Origin of the sequence: Leucobacter celer subsp. astrifaciens, from assembly GCF_001273835.1 — a bacterium.
GTDB lineage: Bacteria > Actinomycetota > Actinomycetes > Actinomycetales > Microbacteriaceae > Leucobacter > Leucobacter celer.
The window spans coordinates 66,949-90,209 of sequence record NZ_JHEI01000139.1; the positions used below are offsets into that span (position 1 = coordinate 66,949).

Below are 23,261 nucleotides of genomic sequence, written 5' to 3' on the forward strand. Positions count from 1 at the left end.
GTCAGAGCTGGTGCACGACGATGTCTCGACTGGTGAGCAGTGGGGCGATGCGTTCTTGCATCACCCGCTGGAAGTGAGCGCTCGATCGGTGATCGTCGAACGCGACGAGGTTCGCATAGCGCTCGACCACTTTGAAGCGGCCCGGAGCGCGAGGATCTTGGTACACCTCGAACGAGAGGCAGCCCGGCTCGGCTTCGACGGCCGCCTGCAATTCCGGGTACCGTTCCGATACCAGATCCGGCTGCGCCGTCTCCCACGTGACCACGACGAGCAGGGAGCCTCTGAAAGAGGCTCCCGACTCGGCGAGTCGCCGGGTGCCGGACGAGACGCGAAGGGTCACGCGGGTTCCGCCTCCGAAGCCTCTGTGAGCGCTGCGACCTCATCCGAGGACAGTGAGAGCCCGGCGCCGGCGAACAGCGTCGAGAGCTGCTCTCTGTTGCGCGCGCTTGCGATCGGAGCGGCGATGCCGGGCTGTGCGAGCAGCCAGGCGAGTGACACGGCGCCGACGTCGACTCCGTGGGCCGCGGCGAGCTCGTCGAGGGTCGAGAGGATCCTCCTGCCGCGGTCGTCGAGATAGGTCGCGGCTATCCCGGCGCGCGGGCTCGTCGTGTCGGTACGGCCGTCGCGGTACTTGCCCGCGAGGAATCCGCGTGCGAGCGAGTAGTAGGTGAGCAGCTCGACGCCGTGCTCCGCGAGGAGGGGGAGGACATCTGCTTCGATCCCTCGTTCCACGAGGCTGTACTCCTTCTGCACGACGACCGGCGAGCGATACCCTCCCTCCTCGCAGATGCGGAGCCATTCGGCGATGCGAGCCGCGGAGAAGTTCGAGATACCGAGGTATCGCACCTTGCCGGAGTCGACGAGCTCGGAGAAAGCCTCGATGCTCTCCTCGAGCGGCGTTTCGGCGTCATCGAAGTGAGCGTAATAGAGATCGATCCGGTCGGTGTTCAATCGCCGGAGCGACTGCTCGACGCCGGCGGTGATCGTCGCTGGCTTGAGGCCCGTGAACTCCGGGTGCTGGCTCACCTTCGTCGCGATGAGCACGTCATCGCGGTTCCCCCGCTCCTGCAGCCAGCGGCCGATGATCGTCTCCGATTCTCCGCCTCGATTCCCGTCGTGCCAGAACGAGTAGGAGTCTGCGGTGTCGATCATGTTGCCGCCGCGCGCGACGAAGCTGTCGAGCACCTGATGCGACGTCGACTCGTCTGCGGTCCAGCCGAAGACGTTCCCGCCGAGGACGAGCGGGTAGATCTCGAGCGTCGAGTTGCCGAGAGTCCGTGGTGAAACGATCATGTTGAGGCCTTTCATCGTTGAATGCATGCGTCGTGGTTGAGGTCTGTGGAACAGCGGGGGAGCTTCAGCGAGGAGCTGCGCCGGCGGCGATCTCGATCCCGGCCCGGTAGGCGAAGACCATGCCGGCGGTGTGAGTCGCCCCGGGGCCCGGGTAGCCGTCCCGGGTCCAGAAGGCCGATGCGTTTCCGACCGAGTAGAGGCCTTCGACGGGTGCGCCGCTCGAGGACTTGACCTGCCCGTTCGGAGTGGTGACCGGGCCGCCCTTCGAACCGATCGAAGCCGAGTAGATGCGCACCGCGTAGAAGGGGGCTCGCTCGACCGTGCCGAGGCAGCGGTTGCCTTCGAGGCGCGGATCCCCGTAATACCTGTCGTAGGGGTTGCCGCCACGGCCGAAGTCAACGTCGACGCCCGTTTCGCAGTAGCCGTTGAAGGTGCGGATCGTCGCAGTGAGTCCCTGCGGGTCGATGCCGGTCGTGCGTGCCAGATCCTCGAGTGTGTCTGCGACGATGACGTTCTCCGGGAACGGCGCTTCGCGCGGGATCCCGGGGAGCCCGTACTTCTCCCGGAAACGGTCGTCGTACACCATCCAGGCCTGCTTGTTCGGCGTGCTCCCGTCCGCCGTGAGTTCGTGCACGGCCTTGCCGAATTCGTTGTACGGAGCGGCTTCGTCGACAAAGCGTCGACCTGCGGGATTGACGATGACATGGTGCGGAACCCCGCGTTCCCGGATGACTGCACGCGGATAGCTCTCGCCGAGCAGCGTCTCCCCGGGGATCTGGATCATCGGCATCCACCAGCCCTGCCCGAGATTGGCGACCTGAAAGCCGTGTCGTTCGGAGAGTCGGAGCGCGATCCCGGTGTTCGCGGGACTCGAAGCGGACTTGCCGAGACCCGCGGGCAGGTGCGCCTCTCGCAGAAACGGGTTGCTGTCGTAGCCGCCGGTCGCGAGCACGACGTGCGCGGTACGCACGTGCATCTCTCCGTCGGGCGTGCTCGCAGTCGCTCCTTCGATGCGCCCCACGTCGTCGAAGACGAGGTCCCGGAGCTCGGTCTCGGTCAGTATTCTGCCCCCAGCCTCGAGCACGGCGTCTGCGAGGGCCGCGACGAGGGCCGGCCCGCCGGTGACGACGTCATCGCGTTGCCGCTGAGCGATGAGATCCCAGTCGAAGTTCGCCGGGTATCGCCATCGCTCCCACTCGGCGTGCGAGATCGGCAGGTATCCGTTCGCGCGCAGCGTGTTGCGCGCGAACGGGTGGACGCTGTCGAGGGGGAGCGGATCCGCATCGAAACAACGTCCGCCGGTGACGGCCCCTGCGAGATGCGGCAGATAGTCCGGATAGTTCTCGCACACTCTGAACCGGTGCTTGGTGTGCGTCATGACGTACCGGCCCATCGGGGCGGCCGTATCGACGAAAGCCTCGAGCATGTCCGGGTACTCGTCTCCGAACACCTGTTCGAGGTAGGTGAGAGCGAGTTCCCTCGAGTCCCCCGCGTTGCGCTCGGTCCAATTCGCGGGGATCCATACACGCCCGCCTCCGATCGCGGTGGTGCCGCCGATCTGCGGGGCCGACTCGATGACGAGCGTGTCGAGGCCGCTCTTCGCGGTGACGAGTGCTGCGAGGAGGCCCGGGGCTCCAGAGCCCGCGACGAGCACGTCGACGTCGAGCGCAGAACTGTTCCGGTGCATCGTGAGTTCTCCATTTCATCCGCTCGGGCGAGTGAGCAACGGCGATGTGCTCCAGGCCCAAACTTTTTGTTTGACAAGTCTTCGAGGAACAGATTACGGTGATGTTACGAATTGCGCAATGCATTGGGCATAGAGCAACGAGGGCGAGCAAAGGAGCCGAGAATTGGAACGCAACGGCGCGGAGATCATCGTCGACCACCTCATTGCTGAAGGGGTTCCCTATGCGGTCGGGCTGTGCGGACATGGCAATCTGGGACTGCTCGACGCACTCTACGACCGTCAGAGCGAGATCAAGACCATATCGGTGCATCACGAGTCGGTGGCCGGGTTCGTCGCAGAGATCTATTTCCGGATCACGGGAAAGCCGATCGCCACATTCACCTCGTCCGGTCCGGGGTCCGCCAATATGCCCGTGGCGCTGGGGTCGGCGCTCATGGACGACGCGGCTTTCATCGCGATCACCGGGAACGTGGCGACCACCCAGTTCGGGCGGGGACCCTTTCAGGAGAGCGGGCGCTTCTACCAGGCAGATTTCCCATCGGTCGTGCGCCCGTACGTGAAGCGCAGCTTCCAGGCCACCAGACCGGAGCAACTTCCGCTCATGCTGCGGCAGGCATTCGGCATCATGACCTCGGGGCGCAAAGGCCCGGTGCACCTCGACGTCCCGCTCGATGTCTTCGTCGAGCGGACGAGCGCGGAGATCCATCCCTCGGTCCAGTGGCGGGGAACCGGGAGCAACCTCAGTGCAGCAGCGAGGAGCGACATCGACCAGATCATCGAGCTGCTGCTTTCAGCTGAGCGGCCCGTGATCGTCGCCGGTCACGGCGTCGAAGGGGACGGGGCGAACGACGAACTGCTCGTGCTCGCCGAGCTCACCGGTATCCCCGTCGCGACGAGTCCGCTCGGAAAGGCCGTGATCGACAACCGCCATCCGCTCGCGGTCGGGCCGACGGGCCGAAACGGTACTCTCGTCGCGAACCGCACCACGCGCAACGCCGACTTGGTGCTCGCCTTCGGAACGCGGTTCGACGACCGGTCCACCAGTTCCTGGCTTCCCGGATTCACCTATGAGTTCTCGAAGACGAAGCTGGTGCACGTGCACATCGATCCTCTCGAGCTCGGACGCAACTTCCCCGTCGCCGTCGGCGTGCCGGCCTCGCCCGGCCTGGTGATCTCGCAGGTGCTGGAGGAACTCGAGGAGCGCGGTGTGGGGGCGCGTTGGGGTGCTTGGGGCAGGCAGGTCCAGACCTGGAAATCGGAGTGGGCGGAAGCCGTGGCGCCGCCGCGCATCTCCGAGTCGAGCCCGATCCAGCCCCAACGAGTGCTCGCCGATCTGCGTGCCGTGATGCCCGATGAGACGATCGTCTTCTGCGACGTGGGCGTGCACCACAACTGGGTGGTGCAGGAGTGGGAGGCCCGAGGGCCTCGGACCCTGCAGCAGAGCTGGGGATTCGCATCGATGGGTTTCGGAGTCTCGGGCCCCATCGGTGCGCATCTCGCAGCTCCCGATGCGCCCTCTGTGTCGGTCGTGGGCGATGGCGGTTTCCTCATGCTTCCGGGGGTCGTCGCCACGGCCGTCGAGTACAAGATCCCGGCGAAGTGGGTGGTCTGGAACAACGGGGGGTTCACCGCCATCCGCGACCAGCAACGCCTGTACTTCGGAGAGGACCGCGAACTCGCGACTTCGTTCCTGCACGACGACACCGGCGAGCGCTATGATGCCGACTTCGTCGCTCTCGCCCGGTCGATGGGCGGTGACGGCATCCGAGTCGAGAACCCTGAGGATCTCATCCCGGCATTCCAGAAAATGCTCGATTCCGATGTGCCCTTCATCGTGGATGTGAAGGTGGACGATACCGTGGCGGTGCCCCCGGTCGCCACTTGGGAGCTTCCGCCGCTGCCGTTCCCGGAGCCGGGTGTGGGCTGGCCCGATCCTGATCTGGCCTATTGAGATCGTCGAGGGGCGTTGGTGATGCGTGCGATAGTCCTTGAGCACCCCGCAGCGGGGAAGGCCGTGGAAGTCGAGATCGAGGCTCCGACCGTCGGCGCGAGAGAGGTGCTGTGCGCGCCAATCGCGATCGGCCTCTGCCACACCGATGTATCGGTGATCAGGGGATACGCGGCGGTCCAAGCGGGCTACGCGCCGAGCTATCCGCTCGTGCTCGGACACGAGTTCGTCGCAGAGGTCGTCGAGGTCGGCGCGGGTGCGACTTCGGTGTCCCCGGGCGACCGCATCGTGGCCGGATCGCATATCTCGTGCAGGAGGTGCGCGCACTGTCTGCGGGCACGCAGCGAGCTCTGCCGGAACAAGCGGCTCATCGGGCTCGACATCGACGGCGCGCTCGCGGAGCGCTTCGTTCTCCCGGAGCTCATCGTGCGGCGGATCGACCGCACGATGCCGCTCGAGCTCGCGGTGCTCGCCGAACCGTTCGCTGTGGCTCTGCACGCGGTGGAGCTCGCTCGGCATCAGCCCGGTGAGCGCGTCGCCGTGATCGGCCCGGGGCCCGTCGGGCTGCTCACGACGGGTGCTCTCGCCGCGGCCGGCATACGATCCACCATCATCGGGCTGCCCGCGGACGAGCAGCAGCTGGCGCTCGGGGTCGAGCTCGGGGCGAGCGAGGCGCTCACGGTCGAGGCGGCCCTCGCGAGCCGGAGAGGGGACTTCGACATCGTCATCGAAACCGCCGGCCACCACGCTGCGGTGAGCGCTGCGGTCTCCCTCATCGGACCCGGGGGACGCGTAGTGTGCGTCGGCCTTCCGCAGCAGGCCGTCGAGATCGACACAGCGGATCTCGCGCGTGAGGAGAAGATCATCCTCGGATCCCGCGCATACGACTTGAGCACCTGGGACAGCGTACCCGAACTGCTCGCGGCCAGTCCCGGGCTCTCGCGACTGGTCACTCACAAGCTCTCGATGTCAGAAATCGAAGAGGCCATCCGGCTCGTTGAAGATCGGGTGGCGACGAAGGTCATGCTGGTGCCGTAGACCCGCAGGCCCTCGTCCGTCCACAACCATCAAGATCACTCACAACACTCAACGGAGAGAAAGCGATTATGAGATTCTTCAAGCAACGCCGCTCAGTAGGAGCAATCGCGACGGTCGCAGCCGCAACTCTGCTGCTGGCCAGCTGCTCGGGAGGCTCGGGCGGCGGCGGAGCCGCCGGAGGGGACAAGGAGCCCATCCGCGTCGGCGTCATCATGCCGACAACCGGACAGATGTCCGTTCTCGGGCAGGACCAGGGCAACGCGGTGAAGGTCGTGCTCGACTGGGCCAACGAGAACGGCGGTATCGATGGACATCCCATCGAATACTTCGAGGCCGACTCGCAGTCGGATGCCGCGGTCGCCTCCAACGTCGCACAGCGCTTGATCGATCAGAACGACGTCGACATCATCATCGGCTCGTACTCGTCCGGCCTGTCCGCAGCGATGCTTCCGGTCGCACAGCGCAATGACGTCATCCTCTGGGAGGTCGGATCAGTCTCGACGAGCATCAATGCCGACGGCAACTCGAACTTCTTCCGAACCATCGGCAACGCCGCTACCTATGCCCAGGCGAGCGTCGACTACATTCTGGAGGTACTCACCGAGGAGTGGGGTCAGCAGCCGGAGGACATCAAAGTCGCGGTCATCAACGAGGACGGCGCGTTCGGCATGAGCGTCGGAGAGGCGTATGACGAGATCCTGCCCGACACCGGTCTCGATGTCGTCTATCGTCAGACATACCCGATCACCACACCCGATTTCACGCCGATGATCTCGCAGGTCAAGGCCGCCGATCCAGAGGTGCTGCTGCTGATCCCCTCGGTCGCCGACTCGCTGCTGTTCTGGGAGCAGGCAGCCGTCCAGGAACTGGATCTGCGTGCGGCGTTCGGCACTTCGGGCTTCACCTCGACCGCGTTCCCCGAGCGTTTCGGCGACGATGGCATCGAAGGCGTCTACGGCATCGAGCCTCCCGCGCTCGCCAACATGAGCCTCGAGAGTCTCGACCCCCAGGTCGGCGAGGACACGCAGCTGTTCCTCGACACCTTCTCCGAGAAGTACGACAAGGCCTGCCTGGTGCACTGCGGCGACGGCATCGGCGGTGCGTACATCCTGGTGACCGATGTGCTTCCCCGTGCGATCGCCGACAGCGGCGAGGTCACGGCGGAGTCGATCATCGCGGCCGCGAGCGAGACCGACATCGAGACCGGCGGTACGCCGCAGGGCTTCGGCGCGAGCTTCAACACCCCCGCGACCAAGGGCGACAGCACGAGCGGCGACAATTCACGAGGAATCGCGTCCATCATGCAGTGGCAGACGGGCGAGCTCAAGGTCGTCTTCCCCTCGGCCATCGCCTCGGCGGATCCGATCGAGATGCCGTCCTGGAGTGGGCGCTAAGGCGCCGAACTGAACAACACATTGATCGGGAGTGTGAGAAATTGCTTGTATCTGCCTTAGTCAGCGGCATCGTCCTCGGAGCGATTTATGCGCTCATCGGAGCGGGGCTCAACCTCATCTTCGGTGTCGTGCGTGTGATCAACTTCGCGCAGGGCGCACTGCTCATGCTGGGCGTCTACGTGGTCTATTGGACCGTGACGTTCACCGGAGTGGATCCGTATCTCACGCTCCCGGTCGTTGTGATCGTGATGGCGCTGGCCGGATATCTGATCCAGTCCAGCATCATCAATCCGGTACTCAAGAAGGAGCGCACGAGCCAGCTGCTCATCACCTTCGGGCTCGGCATGTTCATCGAGAACACCGTGCTCGCGATCATGGGGCCGGACGTGCGCAGCGTGCACACCTTCCTGCGAGGCAAGACGCTCGCGATCGCGGACGCGAGGGTGAGCTACGAGAGTCTCGTCCTCGTCGCGGTGACCGTCGTGTGCATCATCTCCCTGTTCCTCTACCTCAACAACACGAAGCTCGGCACCGCGATCCGCGCCGTCTCGCAGCAACCGGATTCGGCCGAACTCGCTGGTATCAACGTGAAGCGCATCTACGGCATCGCGTTCGGTATCGGCATGGCGATGACCGGCGTCGCCGCCGTGCTCATGGCACCTCTCTACGACGTGAACCCGTCGATGGGCGAGGCCTTCGGCATTATGGCGTTCATCGTCGTGGTGCTCGGCGGCCTGGGCAACGTCCAGGGAGCCGCACTCGCCGGTCTGACACTGGGCGTCGTGCAGAACCTGTTCGCGACATTCGTCAGCTTCCAGCTTTCGCTGGCATTCGTGTTCCTCTTCTTCATCCTCATCCTGCTGGTCCGACCGCAGGGCCTCTTCGGACGAGCACTAAGGGTGGCCTAACTCATGAGCATCAATACAACCCCCATCAACCTGCAGTCGAACGTCGCCAATCGTGAGGAGGTGCTTGCGCAGCCCGGTCTGACGAGCGCGGGAAGACCGTTCCTGATCGTGATCGTCGCCGTTCTCGTCGGCGTGCTGCTGATCCCGTTCGTCCCGGACATCAAGTTCTACTCGTTGAGCGTGATCATTCTCGTATTCGTCTACGGCGGCCTCGCCACGGCTTGGAGCATCGCCGGAGGATACGCGGGATCGCATTCGGTGGGCCACGCTGCATTCGTCGGCCTCGGGGCATACACCTCGACCATCCTGCTGCGCGATTTCAACCTCTCGCCGTGGATCGGCATGCTGTTCGGCATGGTGGTCGCCGGCCTCGTGGCTGCGCTTCTCGGCTATCTCACGTTCCGGTCAGGGCTGCGCGGAGACTACTTCACACTTGCGACGGTGGCGGCGGGAATGGTGATCTACGAACTCGCGAACGGGCTGCCGAAGCTGACGGCGGGGTCGCAGGGACTCCCGATCTCCTACGAGCCGAACCCCTGGATGTTCCAGTTCTCCGACCGGAATGTCTACTACTACGTCGCCTTCGCGATGTGGCTCGCTATCGTGGTGATCGCCTACCGCATCAGGAAGTCCCGGATGGGCTATGAGATGCTCGCGGTTCGCGACGATGAAGCTGCAGCCGCCCGAGGCGGCATCAGCGTCATGCGGGCCAAGCTCGGCTCCTTCATCATCAGCGCAGCGCTCTGCGCAGCCATCGGCACATTCCTGGCCCAGTTCTACCTCTATATCGACCCGATGTCCGTGATGAGCCTGGCCATGTCCGTGCAGATCATCCTCATCGCGGCGCTCGGCGGCATGAACAGCTATCTGGGTGGCACGCTCGGCGCGCTGATCCTCGTCCCCATCATGCAGTGGCTGGCGACAGTGCTGCAGGGTTACCCGGGCGTGGACCTCGCGATCTACGGTCTGGTGCTCGTTCTCGTGATGATATTCATGCCGTTCGGCGTTCTCGGCCTGCTCCGCAAGTCGACCAAGTGGAGGAAGGTAATCGGATGGTAGCCAAGCCGACGGGCGAAGGTCCCGTGCTCAAGCTCAACGGTATCAAGAAGAGCTTCGGCGGAATCCACGTGCTGAAAGGCATCGATCTGGAGGTCGAACGAGGGTCGATTCAAGGACTCATCGGTCCGAACGGCTCAGGGAAATCAACGCTGTTCGACCTCATCACCGGCTATCAGAAGCCCGACGAGGGAAGCGTCGAGTTCAAGGGTGAGGAGATCCAGGGCATGGCGCCGCACAAGGTGTCGCGTTCCGGCCTGATCCGCACGTTTCAGCTCACCAAGATCTTCCCGAACCTCACCGTCGCGGAGAATCTCCTCGTGTTCGCGAGCGCAGATGAGCGCCAGACGAAGAAGGAAGCCGAGGATCGTGCGGTCGAACTGATGGATTTCGTGCACCTGATCGGGTTGCACGATCGCGAGGCGTCGACGCTCTCGTACGGGCAGCTCAAACTACTCGAGTTCGCTCAGGTGCTGATGCACCGTCCCGAGATGCTCATGCTTGATGAGCCGTTCGCAGGCGTCAACCCAGGTCTGATCGAAGAGCTCGTGAGCCACATCCGGACGATGCGGGACCGCGGACTCACGATCCTGCTCGTGGAGCACAACCTGCCCATCGTCGCGGAACTCTGCGACAGAGTCGCCGTCGTGAGCGGCGGCCAGATCTCTATGAATGAAGTGCCGGAGGTCGTCGTGAACGATCCCGGTGTGAAGGAGGTGTTCCTCGGTGAATCCTGATGCAACCGCGGCCGCGCAGGCCACGCGTACGCTCCTGTCGGTGCGGGACCTCATCTCCGGGTACGGGAGGGTGCGGACCCTGCACGGGGTCGATGCCGATGTTCCGGAGGGCAAGATCACAGCGATCATCGGCCCGAACGGGTCAGGCAAGTCCACCCTGCTGAAGGCGCTCGCCGGTCTGCTCCGTACGTGGGACGGCAGAGTGGAGTTCGATGGAAACGACATCACGGGGATCACGGCCCATCAGCTCGTGCACAACGGTATCTGCATGGTGCCGCAGGGGCGCGTCGTGTTCCCGGCGCTCACGGTCGAGGAGAACTTGAAGCTCAGCGCCTACACGGTGAACGACAAGAACGTCGTGAAAGAGCGTCTGGAAGAGACCTATGCGCTCTTCCCGGTTCTGCGGGAGCGCAAGGGCAACCTGGCGGGGAGCCTCTCCGGTGGTGAGCAGGTGCTCTTGAGTATCGGCAAGGTTCCGATGCTCAAACCGAAGATGCTGCTCATCGACGAACCCTCGCTCGGACTCTCGCCGAAGATGATGGGCCAGGTCTATGAGAAGATTCAGGAACTCGCGCGCGGAGGGCTCACGGTGCTCGTCGTCGAGCAGAACGTGCGCAAAGCGCTCGAGATCGCAGATACGATCATCGTCCTCGTTCTCGGGAACGTCCGGTACGTCGGCACGCCGCAGGAGATCGAGCGGGACGTCGACCTCGGCACGCTCTTCATCGAGGGCAAACTGTAGGGCCGAGGAATGCGGGAAGACGTGCGGGCCGCGGCGGTCGAGAGCTGGAAAGCCATCGCCATCGCGGCGGCGGTCACTGTGGTCTGCAGTCTTCCCCTGTATCTCATCGGTGCTCTTGCCCCTCAGATCAATGCGGATCTTCCGCTCGACGCTTCGGATGTCGGCGCGGTGCTCGCGGGATACTGGGTCGCGGGCGCCCTCGGATCGTTCGTCTCTGTGCGGTGGGCGGGGCTCCTCACTGACCGCGCCGCGATGACGATCTCGCTCGCGATCGTGGCGTTCGGCCTGCTCGCAGCTGCTCTCTTCGCGCGGCAGAGCTGGCACCTGCTCGCACTCATCGGGCTCACGGGCTTCGCGAACGGCACCGGGCACTCACCGGCGAATTCTCAATTGCAACTCCGCCTTCCCGAGGGGCTGCAGGGGCTCGGATTCGGGATCAAGCAGGCCGCCATTCCACTGGCATCCGTGATCGCCGGACTCTCAGTACCGCTTCTCGGCGCGACGATCGGCTGGCGATTCGCGTTCGCCGCCGGTGCCGTGCTGTGCATTCCGATCTCGGCGGTGGTTCTCGCGGCCGTCCGCAGCGAGCCGAAGCCGGGCGTTCCGGGTGGCGGGGCGAGTGCCCCGCGCATGCCCGGATCGGTGCGGCGCAAGGCGATCCGGCTCTCGATCGTCACGCTGTTCGCCGCCGGGGCGTTTGCGGCTGCAACGACGCTCGCGACCACAGCCGCCGACCTTCGCGACTGGCCAATCGAGACGGCGGCGCTCGCTCTGGCGGGGGCGAGCCTCGTCGGCGCGATATGCCGGGTCATTGCGAGCGCAATTCCGGGACTGTCCCTGCGCCAGGCGTGGGGACTGCTCCTGCTGATCCTCGCGCTCGGGGCCGCCGGGATGCTCATCATGTCGATCCCCATTCCTGCGGCCTTCTACCTCGGCATGCTCCTGGCACAGGGGCCGGGGTGGGCGTGGCCCGGCATCATGCACTTCGTCGGGGCCCGTCTCGCCGAAGGACACGTCGGGGCCGTCACCGGCGTGATTCAGGGGATGGTGAGTATCAGCAGTGCACTGGTGCCGTTGTTGACGGGGGCCCTGCTCGTGGGCTTCGGCGTGACCTTCTCCTGGATCGTTCTGTTCCTGCTCCTGGCCGTCTCCGTGTCCTGGGGCTTCTCCATCTGGCGCACACGCGGCTTCTTCCCAACATCACCCGTCATCGACTGAAAGTAGAGTACCCATGGTCAACATCCTCGTCACCGGGGGAGCCGGCTTCCTCGGAGTGGCAATGGCCACCGCCTTCGTTGAACGCGGGCACACCGTCGCTTCCTTCGACGTACAGCTGCATGCGAAACTGGAGGCGCTCGGGGTCGAGCAGCACGTCGGAAGCATCACCGATCGCGCGGCGCTCGACGGCGTCTTCGAGGCGGCGAGACCGGAGGTCGTGGTCCATGCCGCAGCTGTCGTGGGTGTCGCCGCGAGTATCAACGGCATCGCGCAGAGCGTCGAGGTGAATGTGCTCGGGTCGGTGCATCTCTTCGAGGCCGCACTGGCGGCGGGTGTCCGGCGCGTCATCGATATATCGAGCGAGGAGACCTATGGGGACTTCTCCGCAGATCCGATCTCCGAGGACGACCCTGCTCTTCCGATCACTCCATACGGAATTACGAAGCACGCGGTCGAACGGCTCGGCAACTACTTCGCGGATCAGCGCGGCCTGCCGTATCACGCCCTGCGGTTCTGCTGGGTGTACGGGCCCGACTTCCCGCGTGCTCGGATTCCGCAGAGTTGGATCGACGATGCACTTGCGGGCCGCAGCTCGGTCGAGCCCCACGGAGCTGAGCAGCTCATCGACTTCACCTACATCGACGATGTCGTCGACGGGCTCGTCCTCGCGGTCGAAGCGGATGAGCTGCGCCACCGGGCCTATCACATCGCGAGTGGAGCGGAGATCCCGTTCTCCAGAGTCGCCGAAGCGATTCGCGCCGAGTGCCCGCAGTGGAATCTCGAGATGGGTGACGGCTTGCTCGAGGTGGCGCCGGGGCTTCGGGCAGCGCGGAAGGGCGCGCTCGATATCGGCCGGGCTCGGCGAGACCTCGGCTATGAGCCTCGCGTCTCGATCGATGAGGGGATGCGCAAGACGCTCGAGTGGTATCGCAAGCAACGCGGTTCGTGAGACGGAAGCAGGAACTGGAGAAAGGAACAGGAGAAACACCATGACGAATGCACTCCCGCTCGGAGGGACTACTTACAGCTGGCTGTATCAGGCGTCACTCACCGAGACGCTGCGGGGCCTCGCAGAAGCCGGGTTCAGCTATGCGGAGATCACCACTGCAGCTCCGCACCTGCAGGCGCCGGACTTCGGCGCCTACGAGCGCTTCATGCTGAAGAAGGAGATGAGCAGCCTCGGGATATCTCCGACCTCGGTGAATCCCGGTTTCATGGACATCAATCTGATGAGCCCGAGCACCGATTTCCGCGAAGCGAGCGTGAAACACATGCTCGCCGAGATCGAGCTCGCCTCGGATATCGAAGCGCCGTTCGTCATAGCCATTCCCGGGCGCCGGCACGGTCTCTCGCCCGCGCCGGCTGAGGCATGCCAGTGGTGGCTCGAGCAGGCGCTCACCACGTTGCTGCGCAGGGCGGAGCCGCTGGGCGTGAAGATCGCGCTCGAAACGAGTCCATACGGATACATGGGCAGGGGCTCCGAACTCATGGAGGTGGCTGACAGGTTCAACCATCCGAACCTCGGAATCGCCTACGACTGCGCGAACACGATCAACAACGAGGATCCCGGGGACGGGCTGCGGGCGGTCTCCTCCAGGCTCCTCCTCGTGCACGTGAGCGACACCTGGCGGGAAAGGTGGGCCCACACCTCTCCGGGACGCGGCGAAGTCGATTTCGCCTCGTACGCCGATGCCATCAGGGAGATCGGCTACACCTCCCCGACGATCTACGAACTCGTGGACCTCGAGCCGCCGATGCCGCGGATCATGGAGGATATCGAGTACTTCCGACGGTTCGGCTGGGATCCGGCCGCGCCGGCGCAACTCGGCAAGTCGCACCGGGACTTGGAGATGCGATAGTTATATCCTAGATAGGGAAAAGCCAACATGTCGTCGGGCCCCGCTCTCAGCTGAGTGGGGCCCGTGATTACAAGGTGGAGGTATGGCTCAAGTATCTGAACGCGGCCAGAGCTCGGCGGGTACGGTCGGGTCGCTGCGCCGAGGGCTCGAGATTCTCGACATGTTCACCGCGGAGCGGGAGAGTATCGGAATCGGTGAGATGGCTCTTCACCTCGACATTCATAAGTCGAGCGCCTCGCGGCTGGCTTCGACTCTCGCCCAGATGGGCTACCTGCGCAGCTCCTCCGCGCAGGGCGTGTACCGCCTTGGAGCGCGGCTCTCGGCGCTGGGCGCGCTCGCTTCGCGGCAGCTCGACCTGGTGGAGACCGTGCTGCCGCATCTGCAGCTGCTCACGAACCTGACGGGGGAGACCGGGCATCTGGCGGTTCTTGACGGTCCGCTCGCTAAGACCATTGCGATCACCGACGGTTGGCACACCGTTCGCATGCACACTTATGTGGGGAAGACGAACTTCGCCTACTGCAGTTCGATGGGGAAGGCGCTTCTGGCGGCCTGCGAAGAAGAAGCGGTGCGCGAGATGTACCCAGAGGGTTCGTTCCAGCCCCGTACGGACAAGACGATCGCCACGATAGACGCTCTGGTCGAGAATCTGAAGTGGATCCACGACCACGGGTACGCGATCGACGATGAGGAACTCGAGATCGGGCTGCGATGCGTTGCCGCGCCCATATACCTCCCCGACGGAAGCGTGCCGGTGAGTATCAGCATCTCGGGGCCGAGTCAGCGCATCACCCCCGACCGCATCGAGCCGGTTCGCGCACTCGTGCAGTGGGCTGCATGGCAGGCGAGCCTGGCGCTTGGAACCACTCGTGTACCGGACGGTGTGGCCCAGCCGGAAGCCGAGCGGCCCCCGCTGCTGTCGTGGGTCGACCCCGAGGCGATCCCAGAGACACCGGCTTACCGCTAGATCCTCACTGTCCGAGGTTGAAGACCACCATACGGGTTTCGGTCATGTCCTCGACCGTGTATTTCGGGCCTTCCGCGCCGTGTCCGGACTCCTTCACGCCGCTGTAGGGCATCGCGTCCGCGTGATAGCTCGAGGTGTCGTTGACGATCACCCCGCCGACTTCGAGGTCGTGGACCGCCCGGAATGCCTCGCCGATATCAGCGGTGAAGATACCGGCCTGGAGCCCGTACGGGCCGCTGTTGATCATGCCGATCGCCTGATCGGTCGTGTCTGTCGGCACGAGCGACGCGACCGGTCCGAAGATCTCCCGGTTCAGGACGTTGCTGTCTGGATCGGGATCGAGCAGCAGCGTCGGAGTGACCACCGAGCCGTCGATCTCGCCGCCCGCGATCTTCGCTCCGCTCGGCCCGATCTCGCCGATCCAGGAGTGCACGCGCTCAGCCTCTCCGCGGCTGATGAGCGGCCCGACGTCGGTGCCCGGCGCCCACGGATCGCCGGCCGAGAGGCGCGAGATGCGCTCCCGCAGCCGCTCCGCGAGGTCATCTATGATCGTGCGATCCGCGAGAACCCGCTGCACGCTGGTGCATACCTGACCCGCCTTGCGAAACCCGGCGCGGGCGACTTGCCGGGCGACCCGGTCGAGGTCGGCGCTGGCGGTGACGATGGTTGCGCTGTTCGAGCCGAGCTCGAGATGCGTGCGCGCAAGCCCTGAATGCGCGCTGACCACGCGACCGATGCCGGTCGAACCGGTGAAGGTGTAGAAGCGCACGCGGTTGTCGCCCAACAGTGCGTTGCCGATGACCTGACCGCGGCCCGTCAACAATTGCAGGTATCCCGGTGGCAGGCCGGCCTCGGCGAACGCTTCCACGATCTCGATGGAGGTGAGCGGAGTCTGCTCGGCGGGCTTGAGGAGTACCGCGTTCCCGGCGGCGATCGCCGGTCCGATCTTGTGGGCGACGGTCGACAGCGGCGCGTTGAAGGGTGCGATCGCGACGACGACGCCGACGGGAACGCGAAGCGAGAAGCCGAGCCGGTCGTCTCCCGGACCGGCGGGCTTGAGCGGGATCTGCTCGCCGGCGACTCTGATGCTCTCCTCTGCGCTCAAGCGGTACACGTTCACCGCCCGGGCGAACTCTCCCGTGGCGTCGGAGCGGGTGAAGCCCGTATCCAGCTGGTACGCCTCGAGAAAGCGTTCCTCATCGGCCTCCATGATGTTGGCCACGCGGTGCAGGATGGCCTGGCGTTCGTCGGCAGGAATCGTGCGTCTTGACGCCCGGTAGGCGCCCTCGAGTGCGTCTTCGACGTCCTGCAGGGCAGAGGAGGCCACCTCGGCGGCGGGAATGCCCGTGAACTTGTTCAAAACGGGGGAGCGCGAATCCGTTGCTCGCCATTCTCCATCGATGAACGTGCCCCGCAAGCCGTTTGCCGCCATGCTATCTCCTTCGATACGTGTCTCGCAGGAATAACTATAGCGCATAAGACAATGCATTGCGCTAAAAGCAACGACTGGATGCGAGTCGGGTCGAACGCACTCGAGCCCGTCGACCTGGACTCAGGTCGACGGGCTCGGAGAAAGAGCGGTCCCGCCGGCCCGCGACGAGTCCGCGAGGAGTCGAAACCGCGGAACTCCGGGTTTCGACTCGCTCCGCTCGCCTAACCGGCGGGCTCCGCCCGCGGTGTCAGGCCGCGGCGAATGCCTCGTCGAGCACCGAGATCACGTCGGCGATCAGCTCGTCGCTCATCTTGAGCGACGGCAGGAAGCGGATGGCCTGGTTGTGGATGCCGCTGCTCAGCAGGATGACACCGTTCTGCGCCGCGTGGTCGATGATCTTGGCGACGAGGCCCGCGTCGGGCTCGAGGGTACCGGGCTTCACGAGCTCGATGGCGATCATCGCGCCCTTGCCGCGCACCTCGGCGATGGCCGGGTACTTCTGCTGGAGGCCCTTCAGGCCCGCGGTGAACGCCGCCTCGATGCGCCTGGCCTCGCCGAGGAGGTCGGCGTGCTCGATCTGCTCGAAGACCGCCACCGCCGCAGCGCACGACACGGGGTTGCCGCCGAAGGTGCCGCCCAGGCCGCCGGGCTGCGACTTGTCCATGATCTCGGCGCGGCCGGTGATGCCGGCGAGCGGCAGGCCGCCGGCGATGCCCTTCGCGGAGAGCACGATGTCGGGCTCGACGCCGAACTGCTCGATCGAGAACACGGTGCCGGTGCGGGCCATGCCGGCCTGCACCTCGTCGGCGATGAAGACGATGCCGTTCTCGCGGCACCAGTCGGCGAGCGCGGGCAGGTAGCCGTCGGCGGGAACGATGAATCCGCCCTCGCCCTGGACCGGCTCGACCACGAGGCAGGCGAGATCCTCGGCTCCGGCGATCTTCTCCAGGTGCGCGATGGTGCGCGCCGCGGCCTCGGCCCCGCTCAAGCCGTCGTGCAGCGGGTAGGAGTTGGGAGCCTTGTAGATGTCGCCGGCGCGCGGGCCGTAGCCGTAGGCGTAGGGGGCGGCCTTGTGGTTCATGCTGCTCGTCAGCATGGTGCGGCCGTGGTAGGCGTGCTCGAGCACGGCGACGCCGGGGCGGCCGGTGTGCTTGCGAGCGATCTTGACGCCGTTCTCGACGGCCTCGGCGCCCGAATTCATGAGCAGCGTCTTGTAGGGGCGCTCGGGCGTGGAGCCCGGCACGTGCTTCGCCAGGAACTCGGCCACCTGCACGTACGGCTCGTAGGGCGTCATCGTGAAGAGGGTGTGGGTGACCCGGTTCAGCTGCTCGGTCGCGGCCGCGACCACGGCATCGTCGGTGTGGCCGATGGTCGTCACGCCGATGCCGCCGCAGACGTCGATGATGTGGTTGCCGTCGACGTCGACGACGATCGAGTCGTGGGCGCGCTCGATGTAGACCGGCAGCACGCTGTGCACGCCCGGGGGAACGACCGCCCGGCGGCGCTCGTGGATCTCTCGTGAGCGGGGACCGGGGATCTCGGTGACGACGAGACGCTGCTGGGGAATGCTGGTTTCGGTGAGGGTCGCTTCGCTCATACGCTCGATCTTACTCTCGGCTCGGCCGGGATCCGCTGCGGTGGAGGATCCGCGGCGGCACGGGATCCGCTGCGGTGCGGGATCCGCTGCGGTGGAGGATCCGCTGCGGCGCTGGATCCGCTGCGGTGGATATGGGATCCGCAATGCATATGGCGTTCGGCGCTGGATCCGCCATATCCAGTGCAGATCCCGGATCTTCGGCGGATCCCGCGTCGTCTCTCCCCACCGCAGCCGTGCGGCCGGGGCTAGGCTGGGCGCATGAAGGATCTGCACGAGTACCGCATCGAGATCGAGTGGACGGGCAATCGAGGATCGGGCACGAGCGGGTACCGGGACTACGGCCGCCAGCTGCTCATCCGCGCGGAGGGCAAGGCCGCGCTGGAGGGCTCGGCCGATCGCACCTTCCACGGCGACGCGGATCGCTGGAACCCCGAGGAACTGCTGGTGACGGCTCTGGCCCAGTGCCACATGCTGTCCTACCTGCACATGGCCGTGCGGGCCGGCGTCGTGGTCACCGCCTATGAGGACGCCGCGGTGGGATTCATGCGCCAGGAGGGAGCGGGCGGTGCCTTCACCGAGGTCGTGCTGCGCCCGCGCGTCACCGTCGCGGAGGCGTCGATGGCCGACGCGGCCCGGGCCGCTCACGCCGAGGCGCGCGAGGTCTGCTTCATCGCGAACTCAGTCAACTTCCCCGTGCGGCACGAGCCGGAGATCGTGGTCGCAGCTCCGGCGTAACAGCGGACGAGGGTGTCGCCGGTTCCCAATACAATGGAACTCATGGCACCGGACCCCCAGGCACAGCCCGCGCAGGCGCAGCCCTCCTCGTTCTACCTCACGACGCCCATCTTCTACGTGAACGACGCCCCCCACATCGGGCACGCCTACACGGAGGTGGCGGCCGACGTGCTCGCGCGCTGGCATCGGCAGGCCGGCGATGACACCTGGTTCCTCACGGGCACCGACGAGCACGGGCAGAAGATCCTGCGCACCGCCACCGCGAACGGGGTGGCGCCGAAGGAGTGGGCCGATCGTCTGGTCGAGTCGGCCTGGAAGCCGCTGCTCGACACGATCGACATCTCGAACGACGACTTCATCCGCACCACCGACGCGCGCCATGAAGAGGGCGTCGCGAAGTTCCTGCAGAAGCTGTACGACGACGGTCACGTGTACGCCGGCGAGTTCGAGGCGCTCTACTGCGTGGGGTGCGAGGAGTTCAAGCCGAAGAGCGAGATCGTCGATGGTGAGGGCGCGTTCGAGGGCCAGAAGGTCTGCGCGATCCACTCGAAGCCCCTCGAGCTGCTGCAGGAGAAGAACTACTTCTTCAAGATGAGCGCGTTCCAGGACCGGCTGCTGGCCCTCTACGAGCAGCGTCCCGACTTCGTGCAGCCCGCGAGCGCGCGCAATGAGGTGATCGCGTTCGTGCAGCAGGGGCTCGAGGACCTGTCGATCTCGCGCACCTCCTTCGACTGGGGCATCCCGATCCCGTGGGATTCCTCGCACGTCACCTACGTGTGGTTCGACGCCCTGCTCAACTACGTCACGGCGATCGGGTACGGGCAGGACGACGAGGAGTTCCAGCGCCGCTGGCCGGCGAACCACCTCGTGGGCAAGGACATCCTGCGCTTCCACGCGGTGATCTGGCCCGCCATGCTCATGGCGGCGGGACTCCAGGTGCCCGACCACGTGTTCGCGCACGGCTGGCTGCTGGTCGGCGGCGAGAAGATGTCGAAGTCGAAGCTCACCGGTATCGCGCCGAACGAGATCACCGACACCTTCGGCAGCGACGCGTTCCGCTACTACTTCATGCGGGCCATCTCGTTCGGTCATGACGGCTCCTTCAGCTGGGAGGATCTGGCCGCCCGCTATCAGGCCGAACTCGCGAACGGCTTCGGCAATCTCGCCAGTCGTGTGCTCGCGATGAACCAGAAGTACTTCGACGGCCGCGTGCCCGAGCCCTCGACGATCGCCGACACCGAGTCCGAGGCGCGGATCCGCGATCTCGCGGCCACGGTCGCGGCTCGCGCAGACGAGCGGATCGAGGCCTTCGCGATCCACGAGGCGATCGCCGCCGTCTGGGAACTGGTCGACGCGCTCAACGGCTACATCACCGAGCAGGAGCCGTGGGCCCTGGCGAAGGATCCGGAGCAGCGCGAGCGCCTCGCCACCGTGCTCTACACGGTGACCGAGGGTCTGCGTGCGCTCGCGGTGCTGCTGGCGCCGGTGATCCCGCAGGCCACCGCGAAGCTGTGGACGGCGCTGGGCGCGGAGACCGCGCTGGGCGCGCTCTCGGCGCAGCCGATCCGCGAGGCGGGCGACTGGGGTCGTCTCCCGGCCGGCACCGAGCAGCAGCCGCTCGCGGTGCTGTTCCCCCGTATCGAGGCCGACTCCCGATGAGCGTCCCCGAGGCCGGCCTGCGCAAGCGGGCGAAAACGGAGGGCCGGGACCTGACCCGCCCCCCGAGTCCCGAGCCGCTGCCGATCCCGCTCTACGACAATCACGCGCATCTCGAGTTCGAGGACGGCATCGACCAGCTCGATCCCCTCGACTCGCTGGCACGGGCCGAAGCGGTGGGCGTGCGAGGCGTCGTGCAGGTCGGCACCGACCTCGAGACGAGCCGCTGGAGCGCGCAGCTGGCAGAGAGCGACCCGCGTGTGCTCGCAGCGGTCGCGCTGCACCCGAACGAGGCCCCGAAGCTCTTCGCGCAGGGCTGCCTCAGCGCCCACCTGTCCGAGATCTCGCGTCTCGCCGCCCAGCCGCGCGTGCGCGCGGTCGGCGAGACGGGACTCGACTTCTTCCGCACGGGGGAGGACGGCCGCGAGGCGCAGATCGAATCGTTCGAGACGCACATCGAGATCGCGAAGGCCAACGGCATCGCCATGCAGATCCACGACCGCGACGCGCACGACGAGGTCGTGGCGACGCTGCTGCGCATCGGAGCCCCCGAGCGCACGGTGTTCCACTGCTTCTCGGGAGACGCGAGACTCGCCCGCATCTGCAACGAGCACGGCTGGTACATGTCGTTCGCCGGTACGACCACCTTCAGGAATGCGCCGGTGCTGCGCGAGGCGCTGACGGTGGCGCGCCCCGAGCTGGTGCTCGCCGAGACCGACTCGCCGTTCCTCACGCCCGAGCCGTTCCGGGGGCGTCCCAACGCGCCCTATCTGCTGCCGCACACCGTGCGCCGCATGGCGGAGGCGCTCGAGCAGCCGCTCGAGGACGTCTGCGCCCGGATCGCCGCCAACACCGAGCGGGTCTACGGTTCGTGGGAGCCCGATGGAGCAGCCGATGCGCGGGATCCGGAACCGGCAGCCGCCGCCAGGGACTCGGCGTGAGCGACAGCCGCGGGTTGCTCGGTCCGGCCGAGGTGCGCGAGCTGGCGGAGCGCCTCGGGGTCTCGCCGACCAAGAAGCTCGGCCAGAACTTCGTCATCGATCCCAACACGGTGCGCAAGATCGTGCGCCTCGCCGGGGTGGAGGCGGGCGATCGCGTCATCGAGATCGGCCCGGGCCTCGGATCCCTCACCCTCGGCATCACCGAGGCCGGGGCCGAGGTGACGGCGGTCGAGATCGACCATCGTCTGGCCGCCGAACTGTCGAGCACCGCGCGCACGATGCAGCCGGAGATCTTCGCCGATCCGGAGCAGCCGCGGCTGCGTGTGATCCGCAGCGACGCTCTCGAGGTGACGCTGCAGGATCTTCTCGACCAGAGCTCAGGTCATTCCGCGGCGACGGAGTCGATCGCAGAATCCACTCCGCTGAAGAGATCCTGCGACTCCTCTGTCACGCAGGATGACGAGGGGAACGGGGAGCGGGGCGCTGGAGACGCAGCCCGTCTCCTTCCCGAGGTGCTGGTCGCCAACCTGCCCTACAACGTGTCGGTGCCGATCCTCATGCACCTGCTCGAACTCATCCCGGGCCTGCGCCGCGGCCTGGTGATGGTGCAGTCCGAGGTCGGCCATCGCATCGCAGCGGGCCCCGGCTCGAAGGAGTACGGCGCGCCGAGTGCGAAGGCCGCCTGGTACGGGAACTGGCGGATCGCCGGAACGGTGAGCCGGCGGATCTTCTGGCCGGTCCCCGGCGTCGACTCGGTGCTGGTCGGGTACGATCGGCTCGCCGAACCGCGCGGAGATGAGGCGGAGCGACGGCTCACCTTCGACCTCGTGAACGCGGCCTTCGCGCAGCGCCGCAAGATGCTGCGCCAAGCGCTGCAGCCCGTGCTGGGGCCGCTCGACCGCGCGGTCGCCGTGATCGAGGGAGCCGGCCTCGACCCGACGGCCCGAGCCGAGCAGTTCGGCATCGAAGATTATCTCGCGATCGCGCGCTTTCGCGCCCGAAGCAGCTGAGATCAGTGCAACGCGCGAGCTTGACGGTGCGCTAGCGTGGAGGGTATGGGCACGAGGGGGCTGCGATCGATCACGGTGCGTGCACCGGGCAAGGTCAATGTGTTCTTCCGCGTCGGTGCGATCCAGGAGGACGGGTACCACGACGTGGCCTCGCTGTACCAGGCCGTATCGCTGTTCGAAGAGGTGACCGCGACCGAGGCGGACGGCTTCTCGGTGCGGTTCAGCGGCCCGATCGATGCGAGCGGCCTGCCGGTCGATGACAGCAACCTCGCGGTCGCCGCCGCGAAACTGCTCGCCGAGCGCACCGGCTACGCCGGCGGCGTCGCGCTGACGGTGCTCAAGCGGGTGCCGATCGCGGGTGGCATGGGCGGTGGATCCGCCGACGCCGCAGCGACGCTGGTCGCCTGCGACGAGCTCTGGGGCACCGGCCTCGGGCGATCCGGACTGCTGCCGCTCGCCGCCGAACTCGGCGCCGATGTGCCCTTCGCGCTCGAGGGCGGCACGGCCGTCGGCACCGGCCGCGGCGACGAGCTGAGCCCCGCACTCGCCAAGGGCGCCTTCCACTGGGTGCTGGCGCTCTCGGATACGGGGCTCAACACCCCCGTCGTCTACCGCGCGCTCGATCGGCACCGCGATGAGCACGTGGTCGACCTCGGCCGCCAGCCCGATCTGGTGAAGGTCGACACCGCGGTGCTACAGGCGGTGCGCGTGGGCGACGCCGACTCCTTGGCGGAGGCCATGCACAACGACTTGCAGGTGGCGGCGCTCAAGCTCGCCCCCGAGCTCACCGAGCTGCTCGAACTCGGCGAATCGCGCGGAGCACTCGCGGGCATCGTCTCGGGATCCGGCCCCACCGTCGCCTTCCTCGTGGACAGCGCCCAGTCCGCCGCCGAACTGCGCAGCGCCCTGACCCGCGGGGGAGTGCAAGCGCTCACGGTAACGGGCCCCGTGCCCGGCGCGCGGGTGCTGGAGGGCTGACGCCCGCCCCCGGCGCGCGCGGCGGGTCCGCCCGATATTCGCGCCGATCGGGAATAGTCATGTCC

At 66.3% G+C, this 23,261-nt stretch carries 21 protein-coding genes; 16 read left to right on the forward strand and 5 right to left on the reverse strand.

The window, feature by feature from the left end; genetic code table 11:
* Position 1: 1 nt before the first annotated feature.
* The 3 genes from AMS65_RS12505 to AMS65_RS12515 form a co-directional block, all read right to left on the reverse strand.
* Entirely contained in the window at positions 2 to 340 is a 339-nt protein-coding gene (locus AMS65_RS12505) for a putative quinol monooxygenase (protein ID WP_053384506.1), read from the reverse strand.
* The gene (locus AMS65_RS12510) at positions 337 to 1,293 is read right to left on the reverse strand and encodes an aldo/keto reductase (RefSeq protein ID WP_053384507.1); all 957 of its coding nucleotides are present in this window, start codon (positions 1,291 to 1,293) and stop codon (positions 337 to 339) included. The genes AMS65_RS12505 and AMS65_RS12510 overlap by 4 nt, the downstream gene beginning before the upstream one ends.
* Positions 1,294 to 1,357: 64 nt before the next feature.
* Positions 1,358 to 2,980 (reverse strand): FAD-dependent oxidoreductase, encoded by a 1,623-nt coding sequence (locus tag AMS65_RS12515; RefSeq protein WP_053384508.1) that lies wholly within the window; start codon positions 2,978 to 2,980, stop codon positions 1,358 to 1,360.
* Positions 2,981 to 3,143: 163 nt separating this feature from the next.
* Between AMS65_RS12515 and AMS65_RS12520 the strand changes: the two genes are divergently transcribed.
* The 11 genes from AMS65_RS12520 to AMS65_RS12570 all read left to right on the forward strand — a co-directional run bounded on the left by AMS65_RS12520 (position 3,144) and on the right by AMS65_RS12570 (position 14,847).
* Positions 3,144 to 4,931: a thiamine pyrophosphate-binding protein gene (locus AMS65_RS12520; RefSeq protein ID WP_053384509.1), complete on the forward strand. Its 1,788-nt coding sequence runs from the start codon at positions 3,144 to 3,146 to the stop codon at positions 4,929 to 4,931.
* 21 nt (positions 4,932 to 4,952) lie between these two features.
* Positions 4,953 to 5,966, forward strand: a complete 1,014-nt coding sequence (locus AMS65_RS12525; RefSeq protein WP_083451681.1) for a zinc-dependent alcohol dehydrogenase — start codon at positions 4,953 to 4,955, stop codon at positions 5,964 to 5,966.
* Positions 5,967 to 6,034: 68 nt separating this feature from the next.
* Positions 6,035 to 7,360: an ABC transporter substrate-binding protein gene (locus AMS65_RS12530; RefSeq protein WP_053384511.1), complete on the forward strand. Its 1,326-nt coding sequence runs from the start codon at positions 6,035 to 6,037 to the stop codon at positions 7,358 to 7,360.
* On the forward strand, positions 7,273 to 8,268 hold the full coding sequence (locus tag AMS65_RS12535) for a branched-chain amino acid ABC transporter permease (protein ID WP_083451682.1): 996 nt from the start codon (positions 7,273 to 7,275) through the stop codon (positions 8,266 to 8,268). Before AMS65_RS12530 ends, AMS65_RS12535 begins: the two co-directional genes overlap by 88 nt.
* Positions 8,269 to 8,271: 3 nt before the next feature.
* Positions 8,272 to 9,327: a branched-chain amino acid ABC transporter permease gene (locus AMS65_RS12540; RefSeq protein ID WP_053384513.1), complete on the forward strand. Its 1,056-nt coding sequence runs from the start codon at positions 8,272 to 8,274 to the stop codon at positions 9,325 to 9,327.
* Entirely contained in the window at positions 9,321 to 10,061 is a 741-nt protein-coding gene (locus tag AMS65_RS12545) for an ABC transporter ATP-binding protein (protein ID WP_053384514.1), read from the forward strand. The genes AMS65_RS12540 and AMS65_RS12545 overlap by 7 nt, the downstream gene beginning before the upstream one ends.
* On the forward strand, positions 10,051 to 10,803 hold the full coding sequence (locus AMS65_RS12550; protein WP_053384515.1) for an ABC transporter ATP-binding protein: 753 nt from the start codon (positions 10,051 to 10,053) through the stop codon (positions 10,801 to 10,803). Before AMS65_RS12545 ends, AMS65_RS12550 begins: the two co-directional genes overlap by 11 nt.
* Positions 10,804 to 10,812: 9 nt before the next feature.
* A complete protein-coding gene (locus AMS65_RS12555) occupies positions 10,813 to 12,021 on the forward strand; it encodes an MFS transporter (RefSeq protein WP_053384516.1) in 1,209 nt (402 codons plus the stop codon).
* Between the two features lie 13 nt (positions 12,022 to 12,034).
* On the forward strand, positions 12,035 to 12,970 hold the full coding sequence (locus AMS65_RS12560) for an NAD-dependent epimerase/dehydratase family protein (protein ID WP_053384517.1): 936 nt from the start codon (positions 12,035 to 12,037) through the stop codon (positions 12,968 to 12,970).
* A 40-nt stretch (positions 12,971 to 13,010) separates the two neighbouring features.
* Positions 13,011 to 13,880, forward strand: coding sequence for a sugar phosphate isomerase/epimerase family protein (locus AMS65_RS12565; protein ID WP_053384518.1), 870 nt, complete (start codon positions 13,011 to 13,013; stop codon positions 13,878 to 13,880).
* A gap of 82 nt (positions 13,881 to 13,962) precedes the next feature.
* Positions 13,963 to 14,847 (forward strand): IclR family transcriptional regulator, encoded by an 885-nt coding sequence (locus AMS65_RS12570; protein WP_053384519.1) that lies wholly within the window; start codon positions 13,963 to 13,965, stop codon positions 14,845 to 14,847.
* A gap of 4 nt (positions 14,848 to 14,851) precedes the next feature.
* Here the strand turns inward: AMS65_RS12570 and AMS65_RS12575 are convergent, their stop codons facing one another.
* Both AMS65_RS12575 and AMS65_RS12580 read right to left on the reverse strand, forming a co-directional pair.
* A complete protein-coding gene (locus AMS65_RS12575; protein ID WP_075200982.1) occupies positions 14,852 to 16,279 on the reverse strand; it encodes an aldehyde dehydrogenase family protein in 1,428 nt (475 codons plus the stop codon).
* 247 nt (positions 16,280 to 16,526) lie between these two features.
* Complete coding sequence (locus AMS65_RS12580) at positions 16,527 to 17,876, reverse strand: aminotransferase class III-fold pyridoxal phosphate-dependent enzyme (RefSeq protein ID WP_053384521.1); 1,350 nt, start codon at positions 17,874 to 17,876, stop codon at positions 16,527 to 16,529.
* Between the two features lie 258 nt (positions 17,877 to 18,134).
* On the opposite strand from AMS65_RS12580, the gene AMS65_RS12585 reads away from it, so the two are divergent.
* The 5 genes from AMS65_RS12585 to AMS65_RS12605 are packed head-to-tail and all read left to right on the forward strand — an operon-like array spanning position 18,135 to position 23,196.
* The gene (locus tag AMS65_RS12585; protein ID WP_053384522.1) at positions 18,135 to 18,611 is read left to right on the forward strand and encodes an OsmC family protein; all 477 of its coding nucleotides are present in this window, start codon (positions 18,135 to 18,137) and stop codon (positions 18,609 to 18,611) included.
* 42 nt (positions 18,612 to 18,653) lie between these two features.
* Positions 18,654 to 20,270: a methionine--tRNA ligase gene (gene metG, locus AMS65_RS12590; RefSeq protein WP_053384523.1), complete on the forward strand. Its 1,617-nt coding sequence runs from the start codon at positions 18,654 to 18,656 to the stop codon at positions 20,268 to 20,270.
* Complete coding sequence (locus AMS65_RS12595) at positions 20,267 to 21,208, forward strand: TatD family hydrolase (RefSeq protein ID WP_053384524.1); 942 nt, start codon at positions 20,267 to 20,269, stop codon at positions 21,206 to 21,208. The genes metG and AMS65_RS12595 overlap by 4 nt, the downstream gene beginning before the upstream one ends.
* Positions 21,205 to 22,218, forward strand: a complete 1,014-nt coding sequence (locus AMS65_RS12600; protein ID WP_053384525.1) for a ribosomal RNA small subunit methyltransferase A — start codon at positions 21,205 to 21,207, stop codon at positions 22,216 to 22,218. Before AMS65_RS12595 ends, AMS65_RS12600 begins: the two co-directional genes overlap by 4 nt.
* Positions 22,219 to 22,263: 45 nt before the next feature.
* The gene (locus AMS65_RS12605; RefSeq protein ID WP_053384526.1) at positions 22,264 to 23,196 is read left to right on the forward strand and encodes a 4-(cytidine 5'-diphospho)-2-C-methyl-D-erythritol kinase; all 933 of its coding nucleotides are present in this window, start codon (positions 22,264 to 22,266) and stop codon (positions 23,194 to 23,196) included.
* Positions 23,197 to 23,261: the final 65 nt, after the last annotated feature.

Coding starts and splice junctions, on each gene's coding strand:
- AMS65_RS12510 (WP_053384507.1), bottom strand. CDS start 1,293: ATGATCGTTTCACCACGGACTCTCGGCAACTCGACGCTCGAGATCTAC.
- AMS65_RS12515 (WP_053384508.1), bottom strand. CDS start 2,980: ATGCACCGGAACAGTTCTGCGCTCGACGTCGACGTGCTCGTCGCGGGC.
- AMS65_RS12525 (WP_083451681.1), top strand. CDS start 4,953: ATGCGTGCGATAGTCCTTGAGCACCCCGCAGCGGGGAAGGCCGTGGAA.
- AMS65_RS12530 (WP_053384511.1), top strand. CDS start 6,035: ATGAGATTCTTCAAGCAACGCCGCTCAGTAGGAGCAATCGCGACGGTC.
- AMS65_RS12540 (WP_053384513.1), top strand. CDS start 8,272: ATGAGCATCAATACAACCCCCATCAACCTGCAGTCGAACGTCGCCAAT.
- AMS65_RS12545 (WP_053384514.1), top strand. CDS start 9,321: ATGGTAGCCAAGCCGACGGGCGAAGGTCCCGTGCTCAAGCTCAACGGT.
- AMS65_RS12555 (WP_053384516.1), top strand. CDS start 10,813: ATGCGGGAAGACGTGCGGGCCGCGGCGGTCGAGAGCTGGAAAGCCATC.
- AMS65_RS12560 (WP_053384517.1), top strand. CDS start 12,035: ATGGTCAACATCCTCGTCACCGGGGGAGCCGGCTTCCTCGGAGTGGCA.
- AMS65_RS12565 (WP_053384518.1), top strand. CDS start 13,011: ATGACGAATGCACTCCCGCTCGGAGGGACTACTTACAGCTGGCTGTAT.
- AMS65_RS12570 (WP_053384519.1), top strand. CDS start 13,963: ATGGCTCAAGTATCTGAACGCGGCCAGAGCTCGGCGGGTACGGTCGGG.
- AMS65_RS12575 (WP_075200982.1), bottom strand. CDS start 16,279: ATGGCGGCAAACGGCTTGCGGGGCACGTTCATCGATGGAGAATGGCGA.
- AMS65_RS12580 (WP_053384521.1), bottom strand. CDS start 17,876: ATGAGCGAAGCGACCCTCACCGAAACCAGCATTCCCCAGCAGCGTCTC.
- AMS65_RS12585 (WP_053384522.1), top strand. CDS start 18,135: ATGAAGGATCTGCACGAGTACCGCATCGAGATCGAGTGGACGGGCAAT.
- metG (WP_053384523.1), top strand. CDS start 18,654: ATGGCACCGGACCCCCAGGCACAGCCCGCGCAGGCGCAGCCCTCCTCG.
- AMS65_RS12595 (WP_053384524.1), top strand. CDS start 20,267: ATGAGCGTCCCCGAGGCCGGCCTGCGCAAGCGGGCGAAAACGGAGGGC.
- AMS65_RS12605 (WP_053384526.1), top strand. CDS start 22,264: ATGGGCACGAGGGGGCTGCGATCGATCACGGTGCGTGCACCGGGCAAG.